Raw genomic sequence first — 18,216 nt, 5'->3', positions numbered from 1 at the left:
CGGCAAAAAAACGCCGTTCCGGCGACTACCTCAGTTCCCCCTGCGCGACAGGAGCCCGCGCAATCCTCCCGCCTGGCGCGCCGCAGCCGTATCGTCCTCGACAAACCCGTCATTGCGGGGATTGTCATCATCGACGCCCGGATCGTCCGGAGCACGAACGATCGGGATCACGTCGGGAATCGCTCCGGGCTTGTTGTCTTCCTCTGATGGCGTGTAATCGGCCGATGCCGTCGCGGTCTCGTCCGGCATGGAAATCGTTCCAGACGATGAGGCTTCGACCCCGGCCGGGGGTATCGCGCCGTCTTGAGCCTTGAAATCCTCGGTGGAGGTCGCGGCAGGCAAAGCTTCGACGCGCGGCGCATCTTCCGCGATCTGGTCCGAAACCTCCGCCTCTACCAAGGGAGGCCTGCTCGAAGGCAAGGCCGACAACGGAGTTTGCCACTGAAACGCGTCAACCCGCCCGGTTAACGGCGAAACCGGACGCCAATGGTCGGACACGTACCCATCCGCGGTCCATACCGGATCGTGCAGGGCACGCACGGCGCGCAACGTCCAAGCGCGGGCGCGCCCGCTATCGCCGCGCTCGTTGTGCTCTATTTCGGCCATCAGCATCGCAACGCGTTGCGTCGGCGCTGCGATCAGCGGCTCCAGAACTTCGCGGGCCCGCGCGAATTCGCTGGCGTCGATCGCAGCGCGCGCAATCGCCATCGCGCTTTCCGGATGACCGGGCGCCTTCTCCGATAGTTTCTCGACGCGCGCCAATCGCTGCAGCGCTGAATCGCCCGGCATCACATGCGCATAGGCATCGGCGAGATCAGGATGCGGCTGGGCCAGCCAGGCGGTTTCGATGAGACGCATCGCGCGCCGCATCTGGTTCGCCTCGCTCAGATACTTGCTCGCAAGCACCACGGCCGGAATCAGCGTCGGCGCAAACTTCACCGCTTCCATTACGGTCTGGCGCGACAGGTCGCGATCGGACTTTTCAAGCTCCAACGCCCTCGCCGTCAGCAGCACCCCGCGCTGACGGCGATACAGCGCCTTGTCGATACGACCTGACGCCACGTTCTTGTCGAGGATGGCGAGCGCGCCGGTCCAGTCGCCTCTGGCGCAACGGAAGCCGAGCGCGGCTTGCGAAGCCCATATCGAGGATGGCGAGGTCTTGAGCGCTTCCTCCGCGATCGCCACCGCCGCCGCCGGATCGCCGGCACGCTGGGCTTCGATGAAAAGCCCTCGCAAGCCCAATAGCCGCGTATCGTTGCGTTCGGCCATGGTCCGGAAAGCACGCTGCGCCCGGTCCGCGTCCCCGTCAAGCTGCGCGGCCTGGGCATGCAGGAGCAGCGCCAGCGGGTCGTTCGACACCAGACGCCGGGCCGCCTTGGCGTGATTGCGGGCGGCCGCGGCATCGCCGTAACCGATCGCGAGCAGACCCCGCGTGATGGCGTCCCTGCCGCGCGCGATCCGACGCTCCCGGCGGGCGCGGCGCATACGTGTCGGCGCCTGCCACAATCCGTGCACCACGCTCCAGGCCAGGAGCGAGGCAACGATCAGCAGGCCGAGCCCGAGCGCGAACACCGGGATCGTGGTCTCGATCCGCCAGACGTCCCATGACAGAACGATCGTGCCGGTCTGATCGGCGATCCAGGTGGCGCCCAGCGCAGAGAGAGCGATAAGAACGAGAAATAGGATGATCCGCAACATCTGGAACCTATGGCGCCGGTTTGGCCAGCGCGGCCATCGCTTCGGAAGCGAATTGACGCGCAGTTTCAAGAGCAGCATCGCGGGCGTCGACCTTGGCGATCCAGGACTCCGCGGCGGTACGATCGGTCGGCGGAAGCGTATTCAGTTCTTTTCTCGCGGTGGCGACATCGTTGTGCCGGGCCGCCACCTTGATGCGCGCGACGACGGCGCCGGCGGATTCTCCGGCCGGCGCGGTGTCCAGGCGCTCGATTCGCACCAGACGCACGGCGCTTTCCTGCAGCCGGTTGACGATGTCGTTGGCGGAGGAGAGCCTAACCGGCGGCGGCTCGAGTTTCGGCACTATCGCAAGAAGTTCGCGACACAACGCGTTCGCGCTCGGCACTCCGGACTCCGCGAACGTCTCCAGCGGTTTCAAGGTATCCGGCTCGGAGACCAGCGTCCTGAATGCCGTCAACAGATCGCCATAAGGCTGCCCCTGACGCACGGCGACGTTCAGCAGCGTCGCAGCAACGGCCTGCCGAAGCGGTCCGTCGTCGGCCGGGGCCGCCTGCTTGGACTTGGCCGTCTCCTCGCTGTTCCTGGCTGACTCCGTGTCACGCCTGGCTGTTTCCGCATCGCGCTTGGCTATCTCAGCCGTGAGGCTCTGCGTCATCTGCTCGATCTGTTGTTCGGTCTGCGCGAGGCGCGCGCTGATAGCCGCGAGATCGGAAGGCGCAAGGTCGGATGAAGCTACATCAGACGGCGTTTCGCCATCGTTCCTCGGCGCGGCCGCGCCGTCCTTCAGCGCCGCGGCGAGCCTGTCGGACTGGCCCCGGACCGAGGCCAACTCCTCGCGCAACGTCGTGAGGTCCTCACGCAAGGATGCGGCCGATTTGTCCAGCGTCTCGATGCGTTCCGCCGTGGCCTGATCGAGCGGCGAAGCGGCCGGCTGGCTCGCCGTCGATTCGATCCGGGCCAACCGGTTCGCGAGAGCGCTGAATTCCGCCTGGCTCACCTGCTCCGCCTGGCTCACTTGCGACGCCGGGGGCGGAGCCGAGGATGGCGGCGGCCAACCCGCCAGCCATGCGCCGCCAGCCACAATCCCTGCGGCAGCGGCACCGCTCACGGCGGCGATCAGGGCCGACGACGCGCGGGACGGAGAACGCGGAGCAACCGGCTGCTCGCCGGACGGTTGATCGCCGGACCCGCCGCCAGAGCCGGCATCGCCCGCCGCCTCTGAATTCCGGTCGGTCTCGCGGTTCGCGGCCGAGGACTGATCCTGCCAGCCACTGTCCTGAGAGAAATCGTCCTGAGAGAAACCGTCCTGCCGGTCATCCGCGGCCGAAGCAGGAGGCGTCGTAAACGGCCAATCATCGCTTTGGTGATCGCCGGCCGTTTCACCCGCGTCTGCCTGAACATCGCGCTCCGCCGCCTCGGAGGTTCCAGTCTCTTCGTCGCCTGTGGAAAGCGGACGTGAGTTTGTCTCCTGGGAGGCGTCGTCATGCTTGTCATCTGCCATCGTCACGGTTCCCCATTGCGGCGACACATCGAGTATCGATTCGAGACCCCTTCTCCCTGTTTATCGCGATTACGACCGTAACGCACGTCTTACTGCGACGCCGGCCGCAACGCACAATCCAACGCCTCCAGGACAGCTTCCTCCGCCGGGGCGCTCGCCTCCACCACATGGGGCGCGCCTGCATCCCGCAGAACGGAGGCGACCGCGCCCGAGATGCAACATTGCGGGACCGCCAGGGCCGATATCTCGACGCCCCCGATCCGGACGGCATCCAGGAACGCACGGGCGCTGCGGCGCGAATAATGCAGCACCGCTGATATCCGGTGCGCGGCGAACGCGTCACAGACCTCGCGGGACAGGCTCGCCACCGGCGCCATCCGGTAACATGTCGTCGTCACGACGGCCAAACCGTGCCCTTCGAGCTTCCCCGCGAGATCGCATGAGCGGTCAGCCGCGGCGAGATAGAGAATCCTGGCGCCCTTCGGCAGGGATTTCGCGCGGACACGCTTCACGATGAGTTCGCACAATGCCGCGGCGTCTCCGGCCGCCGCCACCACATCCTGGAAGCCGACCCGGCGCGCGGCCTCGGCGGTGTGACGGCCGACCGCGAACACGGCCAGCTTCAGCAGCGATTCAATCCCCGGATGGACGGCGAGCGCGCGCAGCGCGTTGGCGCTGGTGACAATGACCGCGCCATAATTCGCGCCCCGGTCGATTTCGAAAGCAGCCGCCTCGAAGCGCAACACCGGTGACAACAACGCCTCGCGCCCCATCGCACGCAGCGCCGACGCCGTGGTTTCATTGTCCGGTTCAGGCCGTGTGACGAGAACCGCCACGCCTTCACGCTCCGGCAAACAGGGTGAAGAATTTTTCACCGGCTCGCTCGCGCAGTTCATGCGCCGCGTCCGCACCGAGCGCGGCGGCATCGGCGCGCGCGCCCTCGCGCGTGGTCTCGTAGAATTCCGTGCCGTCGGGAGAGATGATAAGACCGCGGAAATCGATGCGGTCGCCGTTCACGCGGCAATGGCCGCCGATCGGAGTGCGGCAGGAGCCGTCGAGCAGCGCCAGAAAGCTCCGCTCCGCGCTCAGCGCCACTTCCGTTTCAGGATCGCCGATCGCCTTCACGAACGCGTTGATGCGGTCGTCATCACGCCGCGACTCGATGGCGATGGCGCCCTGCCCGACCGCGGGCAGGAATTCGTCGGTCTCCAGAATGCGCGTCGCCTTGTCCTGCAATCCCAGCCGGTTCAAGCCGGCGAGCGCGAGCAGCGTTGCGTCGGCTTCTCCAACGGAAATCTTGCGCAAGCGCGTCTCGACATTGCCGCGCAGCGAATTGACCTTCAGGTCGGGACGCAGTTTCAGCACCATGGCCTGCCGCCGCAGCGAGGCGGTTCCAACGGTCGCGCCCGCCGGCAGATCGTTCAAAGAACCCGCGTGCGGGCTGATGAAGACGTCGCGCACGTCCTCGCGCGGAAGAAAGGCGGGCAGCCAGGTCGCGTCGGGCAGAAATGTCGGCACGTCCTTGGATGAATGCACCGCGAAGTCGATGGTGCCGGCGAGCAGCGCCTCCTCGATCTCCTTGGTGAAAAGCCCCTTGCCGCCGACATCGAACAGCGGCCGGTCCTGAATGGCGTCGCCCGAGGTGCGGATGGTCTTGATGGCGATCCGCTCGGGCGCCACCTGATGCGCGCGCGCGAGCCGATCCCGCACCTCGTGAGCCTGCGCCAGCGCCAGCGGGCTGCCCCGAGTACCGATCGTTGCCAGAATGTCTGTCTCGTCCGAGGATTGCACGCCAGGACCCCATAATGCTACGCGAAGAAGGAACAGGGAAACGCTGGTTTGCCCAATAACGCAAGGCCCATATATAGGGGCGATAGATCGATGCTGGTGCTAGGGATCGAGACCACCTGCGACGAGACCGCCGCCGCCGTGGTCGAGCGTCTCCCGGACGGCAGCGCCCGGATTCTCTCCAACATCGTGCGTTCGCAGACCGAAGAACATGCCCCCTATGGCGGCGTGGTTCCGGAAATCGCGGCGCGCGCCCATGTCGAACTGCTCGACGGCCTCATTGCCCGTGCGATGACGGAATCCGGCGTCGGTTTCCGGCAGTTGTCGGGGGTCGCCGCCGCCGCCGGTCCCGGCCTGATCGGCGGCGTCATCGTGGGGCTGACCACGGCCAAGGCGATCGCGCTTGTTCATGGCACGCCGCTAACTGCGGTCAACCATCTCGAAGCCCACGCGCTGACGCCGCGGCTGACCAGCCGGCTCGAATTCCCCTACTGCCTGTTCCTCGCTTCCGGCGGGCATACCCAGATCGTCGCGGTGCTCGGCGTCGGCAACTATGTCCGGCTCGGCACCACCGTGGACGACGCCATGGGCGAGGCTTTCGACAAGGTCGCGAAGATGCTCGGCCTGCCCTACCCCGGCGGCCCGGAGGTCGAGCGCGCCGCCGCCAGCGGCGATGCGACGCGATTCAATTTTCCTCGGCCGATGCTCGGGCGTCCCGACGCCAACTTCTCGCTCTCTGGGCTGAAGACCGCCGTGCGCAACGAGGCTGCCCGCATCGATCCGCTGGAGCCGCGGGACATCAGCGATCTCTGCGCCGGATTTCAGGCGGCCGTGCTCGAAGCCACCGCGGACCGGCTCGGCGTCGGCCTCAGGCTTTTTGAAGAGCGGTTCGGGAGGCCGCGCGCGCTGGTCGCCGCCGGCGGCGTCGCCGCCAATCAGGCGATCCGCGCCTCGCTGGAGGGCGTCGCCGCCAAGGCACGGACCTCCCTCATCATCCCGCCGCCGGCGCTTTGCACCGACAATGGCGCGATGATCGCATGGGCCGGCGCCGAACGGCTTGCCGCGGGATTGACGGACTCGCTTGAAACGCCGCCGCGCGCCCGCTGGCTGCTGGATGCCAATGCGCAGGCGCCGGCAGGCTTCGCCAACACCCGCGCCGGATTTTGAAGGCGGTGGCCGCGATGAAACCGCTCAACCGCATTTGCGTGATCGGCGCGGGAGCCTGGGGCACCGCCCTGGCCGGCGTCGCCGCACGCGCGGGCCGGGAGGTCACGCTGTATGCGCGCGATGCCGCCGCCGCCGCTCAGATCTCGGCGACGCGGGACAATCCACGCCTGCCCGGCATTCCGCTCGATCGCGGCATCGTCGTGACGCATGACATCGCCGCCGCCGGCAGCTCCGATATCGTCATCATCGCGGCGCCCGCGCAACATTCGCGCACGGCGATCACCACACTGGCCCCGCATCTTTCGCCCGGAACCCCCGTGATCGCCAGCGCCAAAGGCATCGAGCATGGCACGCGGCGCTTCATGACCGAGGTGATCGAAGAAGCCGCGCCACATGCGGTCCCCGCGATCCTGTCCGGACCGAGTTTTGCGGACGACGTGGCGAGGGGGCTGCCGACAGCCGTGACGCTGGCGGCGAAAGACGAAGCGCTGGCGATCGCGCTGGTTCACGCGCTCGGCTCGGCCGCCTTTCGCCCCTATCATACGACTGACGTCCGCGGCGTCGAGATCGGCGGCGCCGCCAAGAACGTCCTGGCGATCGCGGCCGGAATCGTCGTCGGCAAACAGCTTGGCGCGTCGGCGCTGGCGGCGCTGACCACGCGCGGATTCAGCGAGTTGGTCCGCCTCGGATGCGCCTGCGGCGGGCGTGGCGAAACGCTGGCCGGCCTGTCCGGCCTCGGCGATCTCATCCTCACCTGTTCGAGCCCGCAGTCGCGCAACTTCTCGCTCGGCATCGCGCTGGGGCGCGGCGACCCCGCGCCGCGCGATAAACTCAGCGAGGGCGCGCATACTGCGCCGGCGCTGCTCGAACTTGCGGCCGCCCGCGACGTGGAGATGCCGGTCGCGCAGGCGGTCGCGGCCATTCTCGCCGGCCGATTGACGATCGACGGCGCCATCGACAACCTGCTGACGCGGCCGTTCCGGGGGGAGGGATAGCGATGGCCTACTGGCTGGTGAAATCGGAGCCTTCGGCATGGTCATGGGAGCAGCAGGTGGCGAAGGGCGCCAAAGGCGAGCCCTGGACCGGCGTGCGCAACTTCACCGCGCGGCAGAATCTCAACGCCATGAAAAAGGGCGACCTGGCCTTCTTCTATCACTCCAACGAAGGCAAGGAGATCGTCGGCATCGCCGAAATCATCCGCGAGGCCTACCCCGATCCCACCGACAAGACCGGCAGGTTCGTCTGCGTTGACATCAAGGCCAGCAAGCCGCTGAAGACGCCGGTGACGATCGCCGCCGTCAAGGCCGACAGGCGCCTGGCCGACATAGCGCTGGTGAAGTATTCGCGGCTGTCGGTGCAGCCGGTGACCCCGGCGGAATGGAAGCTGGTCTGCGAGATGGGCGGGTTATAGGGCAACGCGACTCTCCAGGCCGGATCCGGACTCAACACAGTTGAATGAGAATTCAACCTGACGGCTTGTCGCCGTCGCACGCCGCGACGCATAATCGTCGCAACGGTGAAGACGGACCTGCCTTCGGTTCCGGGCCCGGGTCCCGCGGTGGAGCAAAACAATGTCCGACAAGATTTATGACGTAAGCGCGGATTGGGCCAGGCGGGCCTGGGTCGACGACGCCAAGTATCGCGAGATGTACGCGCGCTCGATCAAGGATCCGAACGGATTCTGGTCCGAGGCGGCGCAACGCCTGGACTGGATCACGCCGTTCACCAAGGTCGAGAACACCTCGTTCGAACTCGGCAAGGTCTCGATCAAATGGTTCGAGGACGGCGTGCTCAACGCCGCCTATAACTGCATCGACCGGCATCTGGAAAAACGCGGCGACCAGACCGCGATTATCTGGGAAGGCGACGATCCTTCGCAGTCCAGGCACATCACCTATCGCGAACTGCACGACGAAGTCTGCAAGATGGCCAACATCCTGCGGCTGCGCAACGTCAAGAAGGGCGACCGCGTCACCATCTACCTGCCGATGATTCCGGAAGCGGCCTACGCGATCCTCGCCTGCGCGCGAATCGGCGCGATCCATTCGGTGGTGTTCGGCGGCTTCTCGCCGGATTCCATCGCCGGCCGCCTGCGCGATTGCAAATCCCGCGTCATCATCACCTCCGACGAGGGCCTGCGCGGCGGCCGCACCATCGCGATGAAGGCCAATGTCGACGCCGCGATCGAGAAGGTCAACGGCGAGGTCGACTGGGTGATCGTCGTCAAGCGCACGGGCGGCAATATCGACATGAATCCGACGCGCGACGTCTGGTATCATGAGGCCGCGGCCGTGGTCGAAAGCGAATGTCCGTGCGAGCCGATGAACGCGGAAGACCCGCTGTTCATTCTCTACACCTCGGGATCGACCGGACAGCCCAAGGGCGTGCTGCACACCACCGCCGGCTACCTGGTCTTCGTGGCGATGACGCACCAGTACGTCTTCGACTATCACGACGGCGACATCTACTGGTGCACCGCCGACGTCGGCTGGGTCACCGGCCACAGCTACATTCTCTACGGACCGCTGGCGAACGGCGCGACCACGATGATGTTCGAGGGCGTGCCGAACTATCCCGACACGTCCCGTTTCTGGAACGTGATCGACAAACACAAGGTCAACATCTTCTACACCGCCCCGACCGCGATCCGTGCCTTGATGCAGGCGGGCGACGAGCCGGTGAAGAAAACCTCGCGCGCGAGCCTGCGCCTGCTTGGCTCGGTCGGAGAGCCGATCAACCCCGAGGCGTGGGAATGGTACCACCGCGTGGTCGGCGACGGCCGCTGCCCGGTGGTCGATACCTGGTGGCAGACCGAGACCGGCGGCATCATGATCTCGGCGCTGCCGGGCGCGATCGCGCAGAAGCCCGGCTCCGCGACGAAACCGTTCTTCGGAATCGCGCCGGAGATCGTCGATGCCGACGGCAATATCCTGGAAGGCGAATGCAGCGGCAACCTGTGCATCGCAAGATCATGGCCGGCCCAGGTGCGCACGGTCTATGGCGATCACGCCCGTTTCGAGCAGACCTACTTCTCCTCCTACAAGGGCAGGTACTTTTCCGGCGACGGCTGCCGCCGCGACGCCGACGGTTATTACTGGATCACCGGCCGCGTCGATGACGTCATCAACGTCTCCGGCCATCGCATGGGCACGGCGGAAGTCGAAAGTTCGCTGGTGGCGCATGAGAGCGTGTCGGAGGCGGCCGTGGTCGGCTACCCCCATAACATCAAGGGCCAGGGCATCTACGCCTACGTGACCCTGATGAAGGGCGTGGAACCGAGCGAGTCGCTGCGCAAGGAACTGGTCGCCTGGGTGCGCAAGGACATCGGCCCGATCGCTTCGCCCGACCTGATCCAGTTCGCGCCGGGCCTGCCGAAAACCCGCTCGGGCAAGATCATGCGCCGCATCCTGCGCAAGATCGCCGAGGACGAGCCGTCCAGCCTCGGCGACACCACGACGCTGGCCGATCCCGCCGTGGTCGATGATCTCGTCAGGAACCGTCAGAACAGGAAAGACGGCGCGGTGGCGTAGACCGGGCCATGATCGTACGGAACGATTCCGGCGCCTCGCTTCTCCCGCAAGCGGGAGAGGCGAAAGGGATTATTGGCTCGCCCATACGATCCGCGCGATCCATTCCACCTCGGAAGCGGGCAGCGTGCGGTTGGCGTGGCTCGGATTGAGCGATTGCAGTTCAATGGTCCTGGCGGTGCGGCGTTTGAGTTCCTTCACCATCACCTCGCCGTCCCTGGTCTTCACCACCACGCGATCGCCACGCCGGATCGGCGTCCCCGGTGAGACCACGATGACATCGCCGTCGCGATAGGCCGGCTTCATCGAGTCACCGGATATTTCCAGCGCATAAGCGTGCTCGTCGTTGACGCAAGGCAGCCCCACCTCGTCCCAGCCCTTACCCACGGGAAAACCGCCATCGTCGAAATAGCCGCCGGCGCCGGCTTCGGCGAAACCGAGCAGCGGCACCGCCTTGGCGGCTCGCTCCGTGTCTTCGATGAATTGCACGAAAGTGTCGATCGCGGTGCCGGTGGCGGCCAACGCCTTGGCCACCGACTCCGTCGAGGGCCATCGCTCGCGCCCGTCGCTGGTGATGCGTTTCGATTTGTTGAAGGTGGTCGGGTCGAGCCCCGCCCTTCTCGCGAGGCCCGATGGCGACAGGCCGGCGCGCTCCGCCAGACGGTCCAGCGCCGTCCATATCTGGGCGTGTGTCAGCATGACCATGAGGCGCGTCCTGATTCCGCGGCGGTGAGTTCGCTCAACAGTTAGGAATTATTACCTCAACGGGAGCAAGCCTGCAATTGTGTCGCGGATAAAATGCGGCTCTTGAAGTACGGGCGAGCCGTCGATACGGTCACCCTTAAGCTGCCGCAATTTTAGCGAGTGGCGATGGGGTTATGCGCTTTCCAGTAGGGGCGGCGCAACGACAGGCTCAGGAAACGCGTGCGCACGATCTACAAAATCTGCCCGGATTCGGCCTGGCGGCAGGCCGAGCGGGACGGCGTTTTTCGCGGCAGCGCCGACGATGTACGCGACGGCTTCATCCATTTTTCCACCGCCACCCAGGTCGAAGGCACGGCCCGCAAGCACTTCGTCGGCCAGACGGGGCTGCTCCTGATCGCGATCGATGCCGATGGACTGGGCGAAGCGCTGCGCTGGGAAATCTCGCGCGGAGGCGAACCGTTTCCGCACCTCTATGGCGAGCTCGATCTGCGCCATGTCACGGCCGTACTGGATATGCCCGCGCGAGCGGACGGATATCACGACATTCCGGAACTTGCGCCGTGATACGCGCCTTCGACAACCTCTCGCTACCGCTGTTGCGCTGGCTCGATCCCGAGGACGCGCATCGGATGGCGATCCAGGGACTGCGGCTTCTGCCGCCGATACGCCAGCGCGCCGACGATCCGAAGCTTGCGGCTCGCGCCTTCGGCCTGAACTTTCCCAACCCGATCGGCCTCGCCGCAGGCTTCGACAAGAGCGCCGAGGTGCCGGACGCGCTGCTGAAACTTGGCTTCGGCTTCGTCGAGATCGGTTCGGTGACGCCAAGAGCGCAGCCCGGCAATCCCCGGCCCCGCGTGTTCCGGCTCGAGCGCGACGAGGCCATCATCAACCGCATGGGATTCAACAACGACGGAGCCCACACCGTGCTTCGCCGGCTCGCGGCCCGCGCGCATTCCGGCGGCATCGTCGGAGTCAACATCGGCGCCAACAAGGATTCGGCCAATCGCATCGCCGACTATGTCAGGCTGATCGAAATCTTTGCGCCGGTGGCGAGCTACTTCACCGTGAACGTGTCGTCGCCCAACACCCCCGGCCTGCGCAACCTGCAACAGGCGGCGGCGCTCGACGAGTTGCTGGCGAAGGTGATCGACGCCCGCGAGCGCGTCCGGCAGAATGCCGGCGACACACCGGTGCTGCTCAAGATCGCGCCGGACCTGACGCTGGGGGAGCTCGACGACGTCGTTCACACCGCGCGATCGCGCCGCATCGACGGCATGATCGTCGGCAACACCACGCTGGCGCGACCCTCGACGCTGCGCGATCAATCGCGTGCGAAAGAACAGGGCGGGCTGTCGGGACGACCGCTGTTCCAGCTATCGACCCGGATGGTGGCGGAGACCTATGTGCGCGCCGAGGGCGCGTTTCCGCTGATCGGCGTCGGCGGCATCGACTCCGGAGGCGCGGCGCTGACCAAGATCCGCGCCGGCGCCACCCTGATCCAGCTTTACTCGTCGCTGGTCTACAAGGGCCTCGGCCTCGTCGACGCCATCAAGCGTGACCTGACATCCACGCTGCTGCGAACCGGGCGCGACTCGCTATCGGAAATCATCGGAGCCGACGCCGCGACCATCACGGCGGAAGACTGGCCGGTTTAACCAACTGTTCGATCGAAATCGATCTTATCCGAATAACCGGTACCCACTTTTCGGGATCATGCTTTTTCGATCGAGCATCATCTTGTCCGAAAACCGGTGCCCACTTTTCGGGATCATGCTCTAACGCCCACGCGGCGCGCCAAACAGGCGTGACAGCAGCCAGATCGGGATCACGATGACGGCGCCGAGCAGGAAGTAGCGCCACAATCCGTTGATCGCATCGAAGCCGAGATCCCAGACCCGTTCGACCAGCAGGCGAATGCTTTGCACGATATTCCAGGGGTCGAAGCCGATCGCCGCGAGCATCACGCCGACCAGCGTCGACAGCAGGATCAGGCGAAATGCAACCGCCAGCGGCGAGCCGCCCAGGAAACGCGACAGGCTGTCGTGGCTGGCGCGAAAATTCCGGGTGTCGTCGTTCGGCATCAAAGCTCTCCTGCAGGCACAAGGACCCGCGCAACATAATCAGTGTGGGGCAGATGGGGAACCACCGTTCTGCGGTCAACGGCCGTTTGATCTGGTGGCTTCGGAAGCCAGCATCCGCTCCAGCGTCTCCAGCCGATCCGCCTCGCGCGGTGGCTTGTCCCAGCGCAATCGGTTGATCCGCGGAAAACGCATCGCCACCCCCGACTTGTGCCGGGCCGAACGCTGCAAGCCCTCAAAGGCGATTTCCAGCACCAACCCCTGATCGGGCTCATGCAGGACATGGCGCACCGGGCCGAAACTCTCGGTGGTGTTGCGGCGGACGAAACGGTCGATCCGCAGCAGCTCCTCGTCGGTGAAGCCGAAATAGGCCTTGCCGACAGGCACCAGCCGCTCGCCCTCCTCTCCCGCGGTCCAGACTCCGAAGGTGTAGTCGGAGTAATAGGACGAGCGCCTGCCGTGGCCGCGCTGCGCATACATCAGCACCGCGTCGATGACATGCGGATCACGCTTCCATTTCCACCACAGACCCTTGGGGCGCCCCGGCATATAAGGCGCGTCCCGGCGCTTCAACATGATGCCTTCGACAGCCTCGGCGTCAGCGCCCGCCGCGGCCGGATCGGCGCGGATCGCCGCGAGATCGCTCCATGTGGCGAAGGAGACCTGCGGCGAAAGGTCGATACGCGGGTCGTCAAGCGCGGCGATGAAATCAACAAGCCGCCGCCGCCGGTCTTCAAACGGCAACTCGCGCAGATCATTGTCGCCGTCGGCGAGCAGATCGTAGGCGCGCAGGCGAACGGGGAACTCCTTCATCAGCCTGGGCGTCACCGCCTTGCGGTTCAGCCTCTGTTGCAGGACGTTGAACGACTGCACCCGTCCATCGCGCACCACCAGCAGTTCGCCATCGATGGCGAAAGCCCGCGGACGAAAACCGCGGACCGGTTCCCGCGAGTCGTTGAGCCATCCTTCGGCAAAACCTTCGCGCCGCAACGAGGGCAGCAGATCCGGGAAACTGTGCGTGATGTCCTCGCCGGTGCGCGAATAAAGCCGCGTCTCGACATTGCCGTGCTCATCGCGGCCCCTCACCGCCTGCACCCGGATGCCGTCCCACTTCCACTCGGCGGTGAAATCGGTGGCATCCAGGCGCGCAAAGTCAGCATCTTCGATCGCGTGCGCCAGCATCACCGGCCGGAACGGCGCGGGAGCGCGATTGACCGGCTTGTCGCCGCGGCCCTCAAGCCAGGCGAACAGATCGGGATAAGGCGGCGCGAGGCCCGGCCAGATCAGTTCGACATCATGCGCATCCCTGCTCCCAAGCGCGGCCACGGCGGTCTTGGCGAGCCGCGCGGAGACCCCGATCCGCATCGCGCCGGTGACGAGTTTCAAGAGCGCCCAGCGTCCGGTCTCGTCGAGTTGGTCGAGCCAGCGCGCAAGTTGCGCCGGCAGTTCGGCCTTGCCGAGCGTGCGCAGCGTGGTGACGACGTCGGTAAGAGTCGGAGAAGGCCAATGACGAACGTGACCTGTGCCCGTTGCCTTCCCAGTCCCGCTCCCGCGAGCGGCAGAGAGAACGGACGAGGCGTCGGGAGGGTGCTGTTGTGGCCACATGAGCGCCACCGTCTCGGAAAGATCGCCGACATAATCATAGGAAAACGCGAACAGCACCGGATCGGCGCGCGCGGCGATCAGGTCGCGCACCAGACCTGACTTGGCGTACTTGAACGACAACGCGCCGGTGAGCGCGGACAGTGCGTAGCCCCGATCCGGGTCCGGCGTCTCGCGAAAATAGGCCGTCATCAGCCGCAGCTTGTTGTTGCGGCCGGGCTCATAGGCGAGACGGTCGAGAAGTTCGGCGAAGCGATTCACGAGCCGTCCTCTCCGCCGGAGAAAGCCGCCGCATCCTGCTCGCCGTCCTCATCGCCATAGCCGACCAATGCCAGCGGGCGCGCGGCGAGACCTTGCGCCCTGCACCAATGCACGAGCGCATCCTCCTGGCCGTGCGTCACCCAGATCTCGCCCGCCCCGGTCGCGGCGATGGTGCGTGTCAGGCCGTTCCAATCGGCATGATCGGAAATGACCAGCGGCAGTTCGACGCGGCGCTGCCGCGCACGCGCACGCACGCGCATCCAGCCCGAGGCGAAAGCTCTCACCGGATCAGGAAATCGCCGTGTCCAGACATCGGCCGTGGCCGAGGGCGGAGCCAGGGTGATGGTGCCCGCGAAATCGGCTTTCTTCATACCCCTGGCCGGACGCAGGTCGCCAAGCGCGATGCCGCGGCTCCGATAGTATTGCGTCACCTTCTCCATCGCGCCGTGCAGATAGATCGGCGCGTCGTATCCGGCCGCGCGAACCATCGCGATCACGCGCTGCGCCTTGCCGAGCGAGTAAGCGCCAACCAGATGCGCTCGTTCCGGAAACAGCGCGACCGACGCCAACAGCTTTCCCGTTTCCGACGCCGCATCGCCATGACGGAACACCGGCAGCCCGAAAGTCGCCTCGGTGATGAAGACATCACATGGCACGATCTCGAGCGGCGTGCAGGTCGGATCGCCGACATCCTTGTAATCGCCCGAGATGACGATGCGGATTCCGCCATGGGTGACCGCGATCTGCGCGGAGCCCAGCACATGGCCCGCCGGGTGGAACCTGATCGTGACATCGCCCAGCCTGATCTCTTGTCCATAGGAAATCGCCTGCGCGGAGCCCGCGAAATCATCTCCGTAGCGCAGCCGCATGATGTCGAGCGTTTCCGGTGTCGCCAGCACCGCCCCATGTCCGGGCCGGGCATGATCCGAATGGCCGTGGGTGACGATCGCGCGGTCCACCGGCCGCACCGGATCGATGTGGAAGCCGCCAGGCTTGCAGTATAGTCCGGCGGCATCGGGCATCAGGATGTCTTGCGGGCGCATGAGAGACATATAAGCGGCCACAAGTATCGTTCGAGCCTTCGATCGGTCGGGCGGCGGAAAAGGGGCGCAGCCAGGACGGAAGACGCGCGAGGGATCGTCATCTCCGACCTTGAAATAATCTCCCATTTAGCGCGTTGGCGAGAATAGCCGCATTCTCCCGATGATCGGCAAAGCAGACCGTTTCTCGTTATTTTTCCAGACGGCTTGTCCAGGCTGGACGCCTGCTCCACCATCATAACATCAAATTTTCATAACCTGACCGAGAGGTGATCGCCGCTCTTCGCGCCGGCCCGCTTGGGTCGATGCCATCAGTGGAGCGTACATGACACGTCTGCCCGTTCATACCGCCGTCACAGCTCCCGAAGCCGCAAGGGAACGAGTCCAGAATGCCGAAAAGGCGAACGGCTTCCTGCCCAACCTGATCGGACTTCTGGCCAACGCGCCGACCGCGCTGGAAACCTATCAGACCGTGAGCGGCATCAACGCGCGCGCCGGCCTGACGCTGGCGGAACGCGAAGCGGTGCAGATCACGGCGGCGATCACTCATGGCTGCGGCTTCTGCGTCGCCGGTCACACCGCGATCGCGTATAAAAAGGCCGACCTGAAGGACGCCGCCGTCAACGCGCTGCGCGATGGCGTGCACGGGCCGGATGCGCGCCTCAATGCCGTCGCCGACTTCACCCGCGCCGTGATCCGCAGCCGTGGCCGCGTCGAGGACGCCGAATTGAACGCGTTCCGCGCCGCCGGCTTCAGCGACGCCAACGCGCTGGAAGTGGTGCTCGGCGTCAGTCTCGCAACGCTGTGCAACTTCGCCAACAATCTCGGGCAAACGGACATCAATCCGGAGCTCAAGCCTTACGCGTGGAATAATCCGACCACCGTCGCCGCCGAGTGACGGATGAAAGCATCGTCATGACACATGTAACATCCGATCTGGCAGCCTCCGATCTGGAAGCCTGGCTAGACGCCAGCGCCTCTCATCTCGACACCACGACCGATACGGCCGCATCGGTTCTGCCGAAGCTCGCGGACGGGGGCCTGTTTCGCCTCGGCGTGCCGGTGCAATGGGGCGGCAACGGCGGCCATGTCGCCGACGCCGTCAACGCCATTACCGAGACCTCGACCCGCTCGCTGACCGCGGGCTTCGTGTTCTGGGGCCATCGCACGTTCATCGAGTATCTGCTGCAAAGCCCCAACGCCGCTTTGCGCGAGAGGCTGCTGCCGGATCTTCTCGCCGGCCGGCGCGGCGGCGCCACCGGCCTGTCCAATGCGATGAAGTTCCTCTCGGGTATCGAGGAACTGTCGGTGCAGTCCCGGCGCAGCGGCACAGCATTGCAGCTCGACGGTTATCTGCCGTGGGTGACCAACCTGCCCGCGACAGGTTTCGACGTCGCGATGGCTGTCAAGGGCGCGGATGGCGCGCCTGCCTTTATCGCCGCGCTGGCCTCCGACGATTCCGGCCTCGAACGCTCGCCCGACCTCGATCTGATGGCGATGCGCGGATCAAACACCGCGGCGCTCAAGATCGAGAGCGTTCAGATTGGCGAGGATCGCATTATCCATCATCATGCGGCCGAGTGGCTTCCGAAGGTAAGGCCCGCTTTTCTGGCGATGCAGTCCGCGCTGTCGATCGGCCTGGCGCGCCGCGCGCTTGCGGAAGCAACCGCCAGACTCCGCAATGATCGCGACATCCTGAGCGAGCCGGTCGCTGCGCTCACCGCCGAACTCTCGACCGCCGAAACAGCGCTGCTTGAGGGTCTGGGTGGAGGCCGCTTCATCGAGCACCCGGCAAGCCTGTTCCGCCTGCGCATCCGCCTCGCCGAGATCGCGGTGCAGGCCGTGCAGTTCGAACTGTCGGCCTCCGGCGGCCGGGCCTATCTGTCCCAGCCCGGAGCGGGCTTCCAGCGCCGGCTGCGCGAAGCGGCTTTCATTCCGGTGCTCACGCCCAGCCTCATCCAACTGAAGCTCGCGCTTCGCGTTCAGGAACTGCCCGCGGCGGTCGGCGCGACAGCATGACCGCGCTCGCACAAACCATCTTACCGGCACCGGATCGCCAAGTCGCCGTTCTTGAAGCCGCGGGCGTTGTGCTGCGTTACCCCGGCCAACTGAAACCGGTTGTCGAGGCGTTCGACTTCGAGCTGGATGCCGGCGAGACCGTCAGCGTGCTCGGTCCGAGCGGGGTCGGCAAATCGAGCCTGTTGCGCGTGCTCGGCGGACTGCAAAAGCCGACCGATGGCACGGTGACGATGAACGGCAAGCCGCTGCGGGGCGTGCCGCCGCGCGTTTCCATCGCGTTTCAGGACGCGAGCCTGCTGCCATGGCTGTCGCTCGAGAAGAATGTCGCATTCGGACTCAATTTCAAGCATCAGCCGCACCTGACGCCGGAGGAAAGCAAGGTCCGCGTCGATGTTGCGGTCCGTGAAGTCGGACTGACGCATGCGCGGCGCTACTTCCCCGCGCAACTGTCCGGCGGCATGGCGCAGCGCGCCGCGCTGGCGCGATGCCTGGCGCGCAAGCCCGAGATCCTGCTGCTCGACGAGCCTTTCGGCGCGCTCGACGAGGTAACCCGCACCGAGATGCAGCATCTGTTGCTGAAAGTTGTTCGCGATTTCCACACCGCGGCGATCCTGATCACCCACGACATCGATGAGGCTTTGTTGGTCTCCGATCGCATCCTGCTGCTCGGCGGAACGCCGGCGCGTGTGATCGGCCAATGGCGCATCGACCTGCCGACGCCACGCGAGGACTACATCGCGGAGCTTGGCGCGATCCGCGTCGAAATTCTTTCACGGCTGCGCGGCGCGACCCTGCGGCGCATCAACTGAGCCGGTCACGCGTCCGGCGCCAAC

At 65.7% G+C, this 18,216-nt stretch carries 17 protein-coding genes; 9 read left to right on the top strand and 8 right to left on the bottom strand.

Features of this window, described 5'->3' with window-relative positions:
• Positions 1–30 precede the first annotated feature (30 nt).
• The 4 genes from NWI_RS02465 to hemC all read right to left on the bottom strand — a co-directional run bounded on the left by NWI_RS02465 (position 31) and on the right by hemC (position 4,987).
• Positions 31–1,698, bottom strand: a complete 1,668-nt coding sequence (locus NWI_RS02465; protein ID WP_011313805.1) for a heme biosynthesis protein HemY — start codon at positions 1,696–1,698, stop codon at positions 31–33.
• A gap of 7 nt (positions 1,699–1,705) precedes the next feature.
• Positions 1,706–3,196, bottom strand: coding sequence for a COG4223 family protein (locus NWI_RS02460; RefSeq protein WP_011313804.1), 1,491 nt, complete (start codon positions 3,194–3,196; stop codon positions 1,706–1,708).
• 89 nt (positions 3,197–3,285) lie between these two features.
• The gene (locus tag NWI_RS02455; protein WP_011313803.1) at positions 3,286–4,032 is read right to left on the bottom strand and encodes a uroporphyrinogen-III synthase; all 747 of its coding nucleotides are present in this window, start codon (positions 4,030–4,032) and stop codon (positions 3,286–3,288) included.
• A gap of 4 nt (positions 4,033–4,036) precedes the next feature.
• Positions 4,037–4,987 (bottom strand): hydroxymethylbilane synthase, encoded by a 951-nt coding sequence (gene hemC, locus NWI_RS02450; protein ID WP_011313802.1) that lies wholly within the window; start codon positions 4,985–4,987, stop codon positions 4,037–4,039.
• Between the two features lie 90 nt (positions 4,988–5,077).
• On the opposite strand from hemC, the gene tsaD reads away from it, so the two are divergent.
• The 4 genes from tsaD (at position 5,078) to acs (ending at position 9,681) form a co-directional block, all read left to right on the top strand.
• Positions 5,078–6,151 carry a tRNA (adenosine(37)-N6)-threonylcarbamoyltransferase complex transferase subunit TsaD gene (gene tsaD / locus NWI_RS02445; RefSeq protein WP_011313801.1) on the top strand — a complete coding sequence of 358 codons (1,074 nt, stop codon included), beginning with the start codon at positions 5,078–5,080 and terminating at the stop codon, positions 6,149–6,151.
• A 14-nt stretch (positions 6,152–6,165) separates the two neighbouring features.
• Positions 6,166–7,146, top strand: a complete 981-nt coding sequence (locus tag NWI_RS02440; protein ID WP_011313800.1) for an NAD(P)H-dependent glycerol-3-phosphate dehydrogenase — start codon at positions 6,166–6,168, stop codon at positions 7,144–7,146.
• Positions 7,147–7,148: 2 nt separating this feature from the next.
• Positions 7,149–7,562, top strand: a complete 414-nt coding sequence (locus NWI_RS02435) for an EVE domain-containing protein (RefSeq protein ID WP_011313799.1) — start codon at positions 7,149–7,151, stop codon at positions 7,560–7,562.
• Between the two features lie 160 nt (positions 7,563–7,722).
• Positions 7,723–9,681, top strand: coding sequence for an acetate--CoA ligase (gene acs / locus NWI_RS02430; RefSeq protein ID WP_011313798.1), 1,959 nt, complete (start codon positions 7,723–7,725; stop codon positions 9,679–9,681).
• 69 nt (positions 9,682–9,750) lie between these two features.
• Here acs and NWI_RS02425 read toward each other — a convergent pair whose 3' ends face one another.
• The gene (locus NWI_RS02425) at positions 9,751–10,377 is read right to left on the bottom strand and encodes a S24 family peptidase (RefSeq protein WP_041345320.1); all 627 of its coding nucleotides are present in this window, start codon (positions 10,375–10,377) and stop codon (positions 9,751–9,753) included.
• Positions 10,378–10,602: 225 nt separating this feature from the next.
• Here NWI_RS02425 and NWI_RS02420 point away from each other — a divergent pair, with 225 nt between their 5' ends.
• Positions 10,603–10,947: a DUF952 domain-containing protein gene (locus tag NWI_RS02420; RefSeq protein ID WP_011313796.1), complete on the top strand. Its 345-nt coding sequence runs from the start codon at positions 10,603–10,605 to the stop codon at positions 10,945–10,947.
• A complete protein-coding gene (locus tag NWI_RS02415) occupies positions 10,944–12,038 on the top strand; it encodes a quinone-dependent dihydroorotate dehydrogenase (RefSeq protein ID WP_011313795.1) in 1,095 nt (364 codons plus the stop codon). The genes NWI_RS02420 and NWI_RS02415 overlap by 4 nt, the downstream gene beginning before the upstream one ends.
• 120 nt (positions 12,039–12,158) lie before the next feature.
• Here NWI_RS02415 and NWI_RS02410 read toward each other — a convergent pair whose 3' ends face one another.
• From NWI_RS02410 to NWI_RS02400, 3 genes are all read right to left on the bottom strand, one after another.
• On the bottom strand, positions 12,159–12,464 hold the full coding sequence (locus NWI_RS02410) for a DUF6460 domain-containing protein (RefSeq protein ID WP_011313794.1): 306 nt from the start codon (positions 12,462–12,464) through the stop codon (positions 12,159–12,161).
• Between the two features lie 75 nt (positions 12,465–12,539).
• Positions 12,540–14,324, bottom strand: coding sequence for an ATP-dependent DNA ligase (locus NWI_RS02405; protein WP_011313793.1), 1,785 nt, complete (start codon positions 14,322–14,324; stop codon positions 12,540–12,542).
• The gene (locus NWI_RS02400; protein WP_041345318.1) at positions 14,321–15,367 is read right to left on the bottom strand and encodes a ligase-associated DNA damage response exonuclease; all 1,047 of its coding nucleotides are present in this window, start codon (positions 15,365–15,367) and stop codon (positions 14,321–14,323) included. The genes NWI_RS02405 and NWI_RS02400 overlap by 4 nt, the downstream gene beginning before the upstream one ends.
• 322 nt (positions 15,368–15,689) lie before the next feature.
• Here NWI_RS02400 and NWI_RS02395 point away from each other — a divergent pair, with 322 nt between their 5' ends.
• Genes NWI_RS02395 through NWI_RS02385 form a run of 3 tightly spaced genes read left to right on the top strand, consistent with a single transcriptional unit; the run spans position 15,690 to position 18,192 of the window.
• Positions 15,690–16,262: a carboxymuconolactone decarboxylase family protein gene (locus NWI_RS02395; RefSeq protein ID WP_011313791.1), complete on the top strand. Its 573-nt coding sequence runs from the start codon at positions 15,690–15,692 to the stop codon at positions 16,260–16,262.
• Positions 16,263–16,279: 17 nt separating this feature from the next.
• Positions 16,280–17,383, top strand: coding sequence for an acyl-CoA dehydrogenase family protein (locus NWI_RS02390; protein ID WP_011313790.1), 1,104 nt, complete (start codon positions 16,280–16,282; stop codon positions 17,381–17,383).
• A complete protein-coding gene (locus tag NWI_RS02385) occupies positions 17,380–18,192 on the top strand; it encodes an ABC transporter ATP-binding protein (protein ID WP_011313789.1) in 813 nt (270 codons plus the stop codon). The genes NWI_RS02390 and NWI_RS02385 overlap by 4 nt, the downstream gene beginning before the upstream one ends.
• The last annotated feature ends 24 nt before the right edge of the window (positions 18,193–18,216 follow it).

Source organism: Nitrobacter winogradskyi Nb-255, from assembly GCF_000012725.1.
GTDB classification, from domain to species: domain Bacteria; phylum Pseudomonadota; class Alphaproteobacteria; order Rhizobiales; family Xanthobacteraceae; genus Nitrobacter; species Nitrobacter winogradskyi.
Note: the sequence above shows the minus strand (reverse complement) of the source record. Positions and strands in the feature narration are given on the sequence as shown.

Bases quoted from the DNA above. Each gene is read 5' to 3' on its own strand.
- NWI_RS02465 (WP_011313805.1), bottom strand. From the start codon at position 1,698: ATGTTGCGGATCATCCTATTTCTCGTTCTTATCGCTCTCTCTGCGCTG.
- NWI_RS02460 (WP_011313804.1), bottom strand. From the start codon at position 3,196: ATGGCAGATGACAAGCATGACGACGCCTCCCAGGAGACAAACTCACGT.
- tsaD (WP_011313801.1), top strand. From the start codon at position 5,078: ATGCTGGTGCTAGGGATCGAGACCACCTGCGACGAGACCGCCGCCGCC.
- NWI_RS02440 (WP_011313800.1), top strand. From the start codon at position 6,166: ATGAAACCGCTCAACCGCATTTGCGTGATCGGCGCGGGAGCCTGGGGC.
- NWI_RS02435 (WP_011313799.1), top strand. From the start codon at position 7,149: ATGGCCTACTGGCTGGTGAAATCGGAGCCTTCGGCATGGTCATGGGAG.
- acs (WP_011313798.1), top strand. From the start codon at position 7,723: ATGTCCGACAAGATTTATGACGTAAGCGCGGATTGGGCCAGGCGGGCC.
- NWI_RS02425 (WP_041345320.1), bottom strand. From the start codon at position 10,377: ATGCTGACACACGCCCAGATATGGACGGCGCTGGACCGTCTGGCGGAG.
- NWI_RS02410 (WP_011313794.1), bottom strand. From the start codon at position 12,464: ATGCCGAACGACGACACCCGGAATTTTCGCGCCAGCCACGACAGCCTG.
- NWI_RS02400 (WP_041345318.1), bottom strand. From the start codon at position 15,367: ATGCGCCCGCAAGACATCCTGATGCCCGATGCCGCCGGACTATACTGC.
- NWI_RS02395 (WP_011313791.1), top strand. From the start codon at position 15,690: ATGACACGTCTGCCCGTTCATACCGCCGTCACAGCTCCCGAAGCCGCA.
- NWI_RS02390 (WP_011313790.1), top strand. From the start codon at position 16,280: ATGACACATGTAACATCCGATCTGGCAGCCTCCGATCTGGAAGCCTGG.
- NWI_RS02385 (WP_011313789.1), top strand. From the start codon at position 17,380: ATGACCGCGCTCGCACAAACCATCTTACCGGCACCGGATCGCCAAGTC.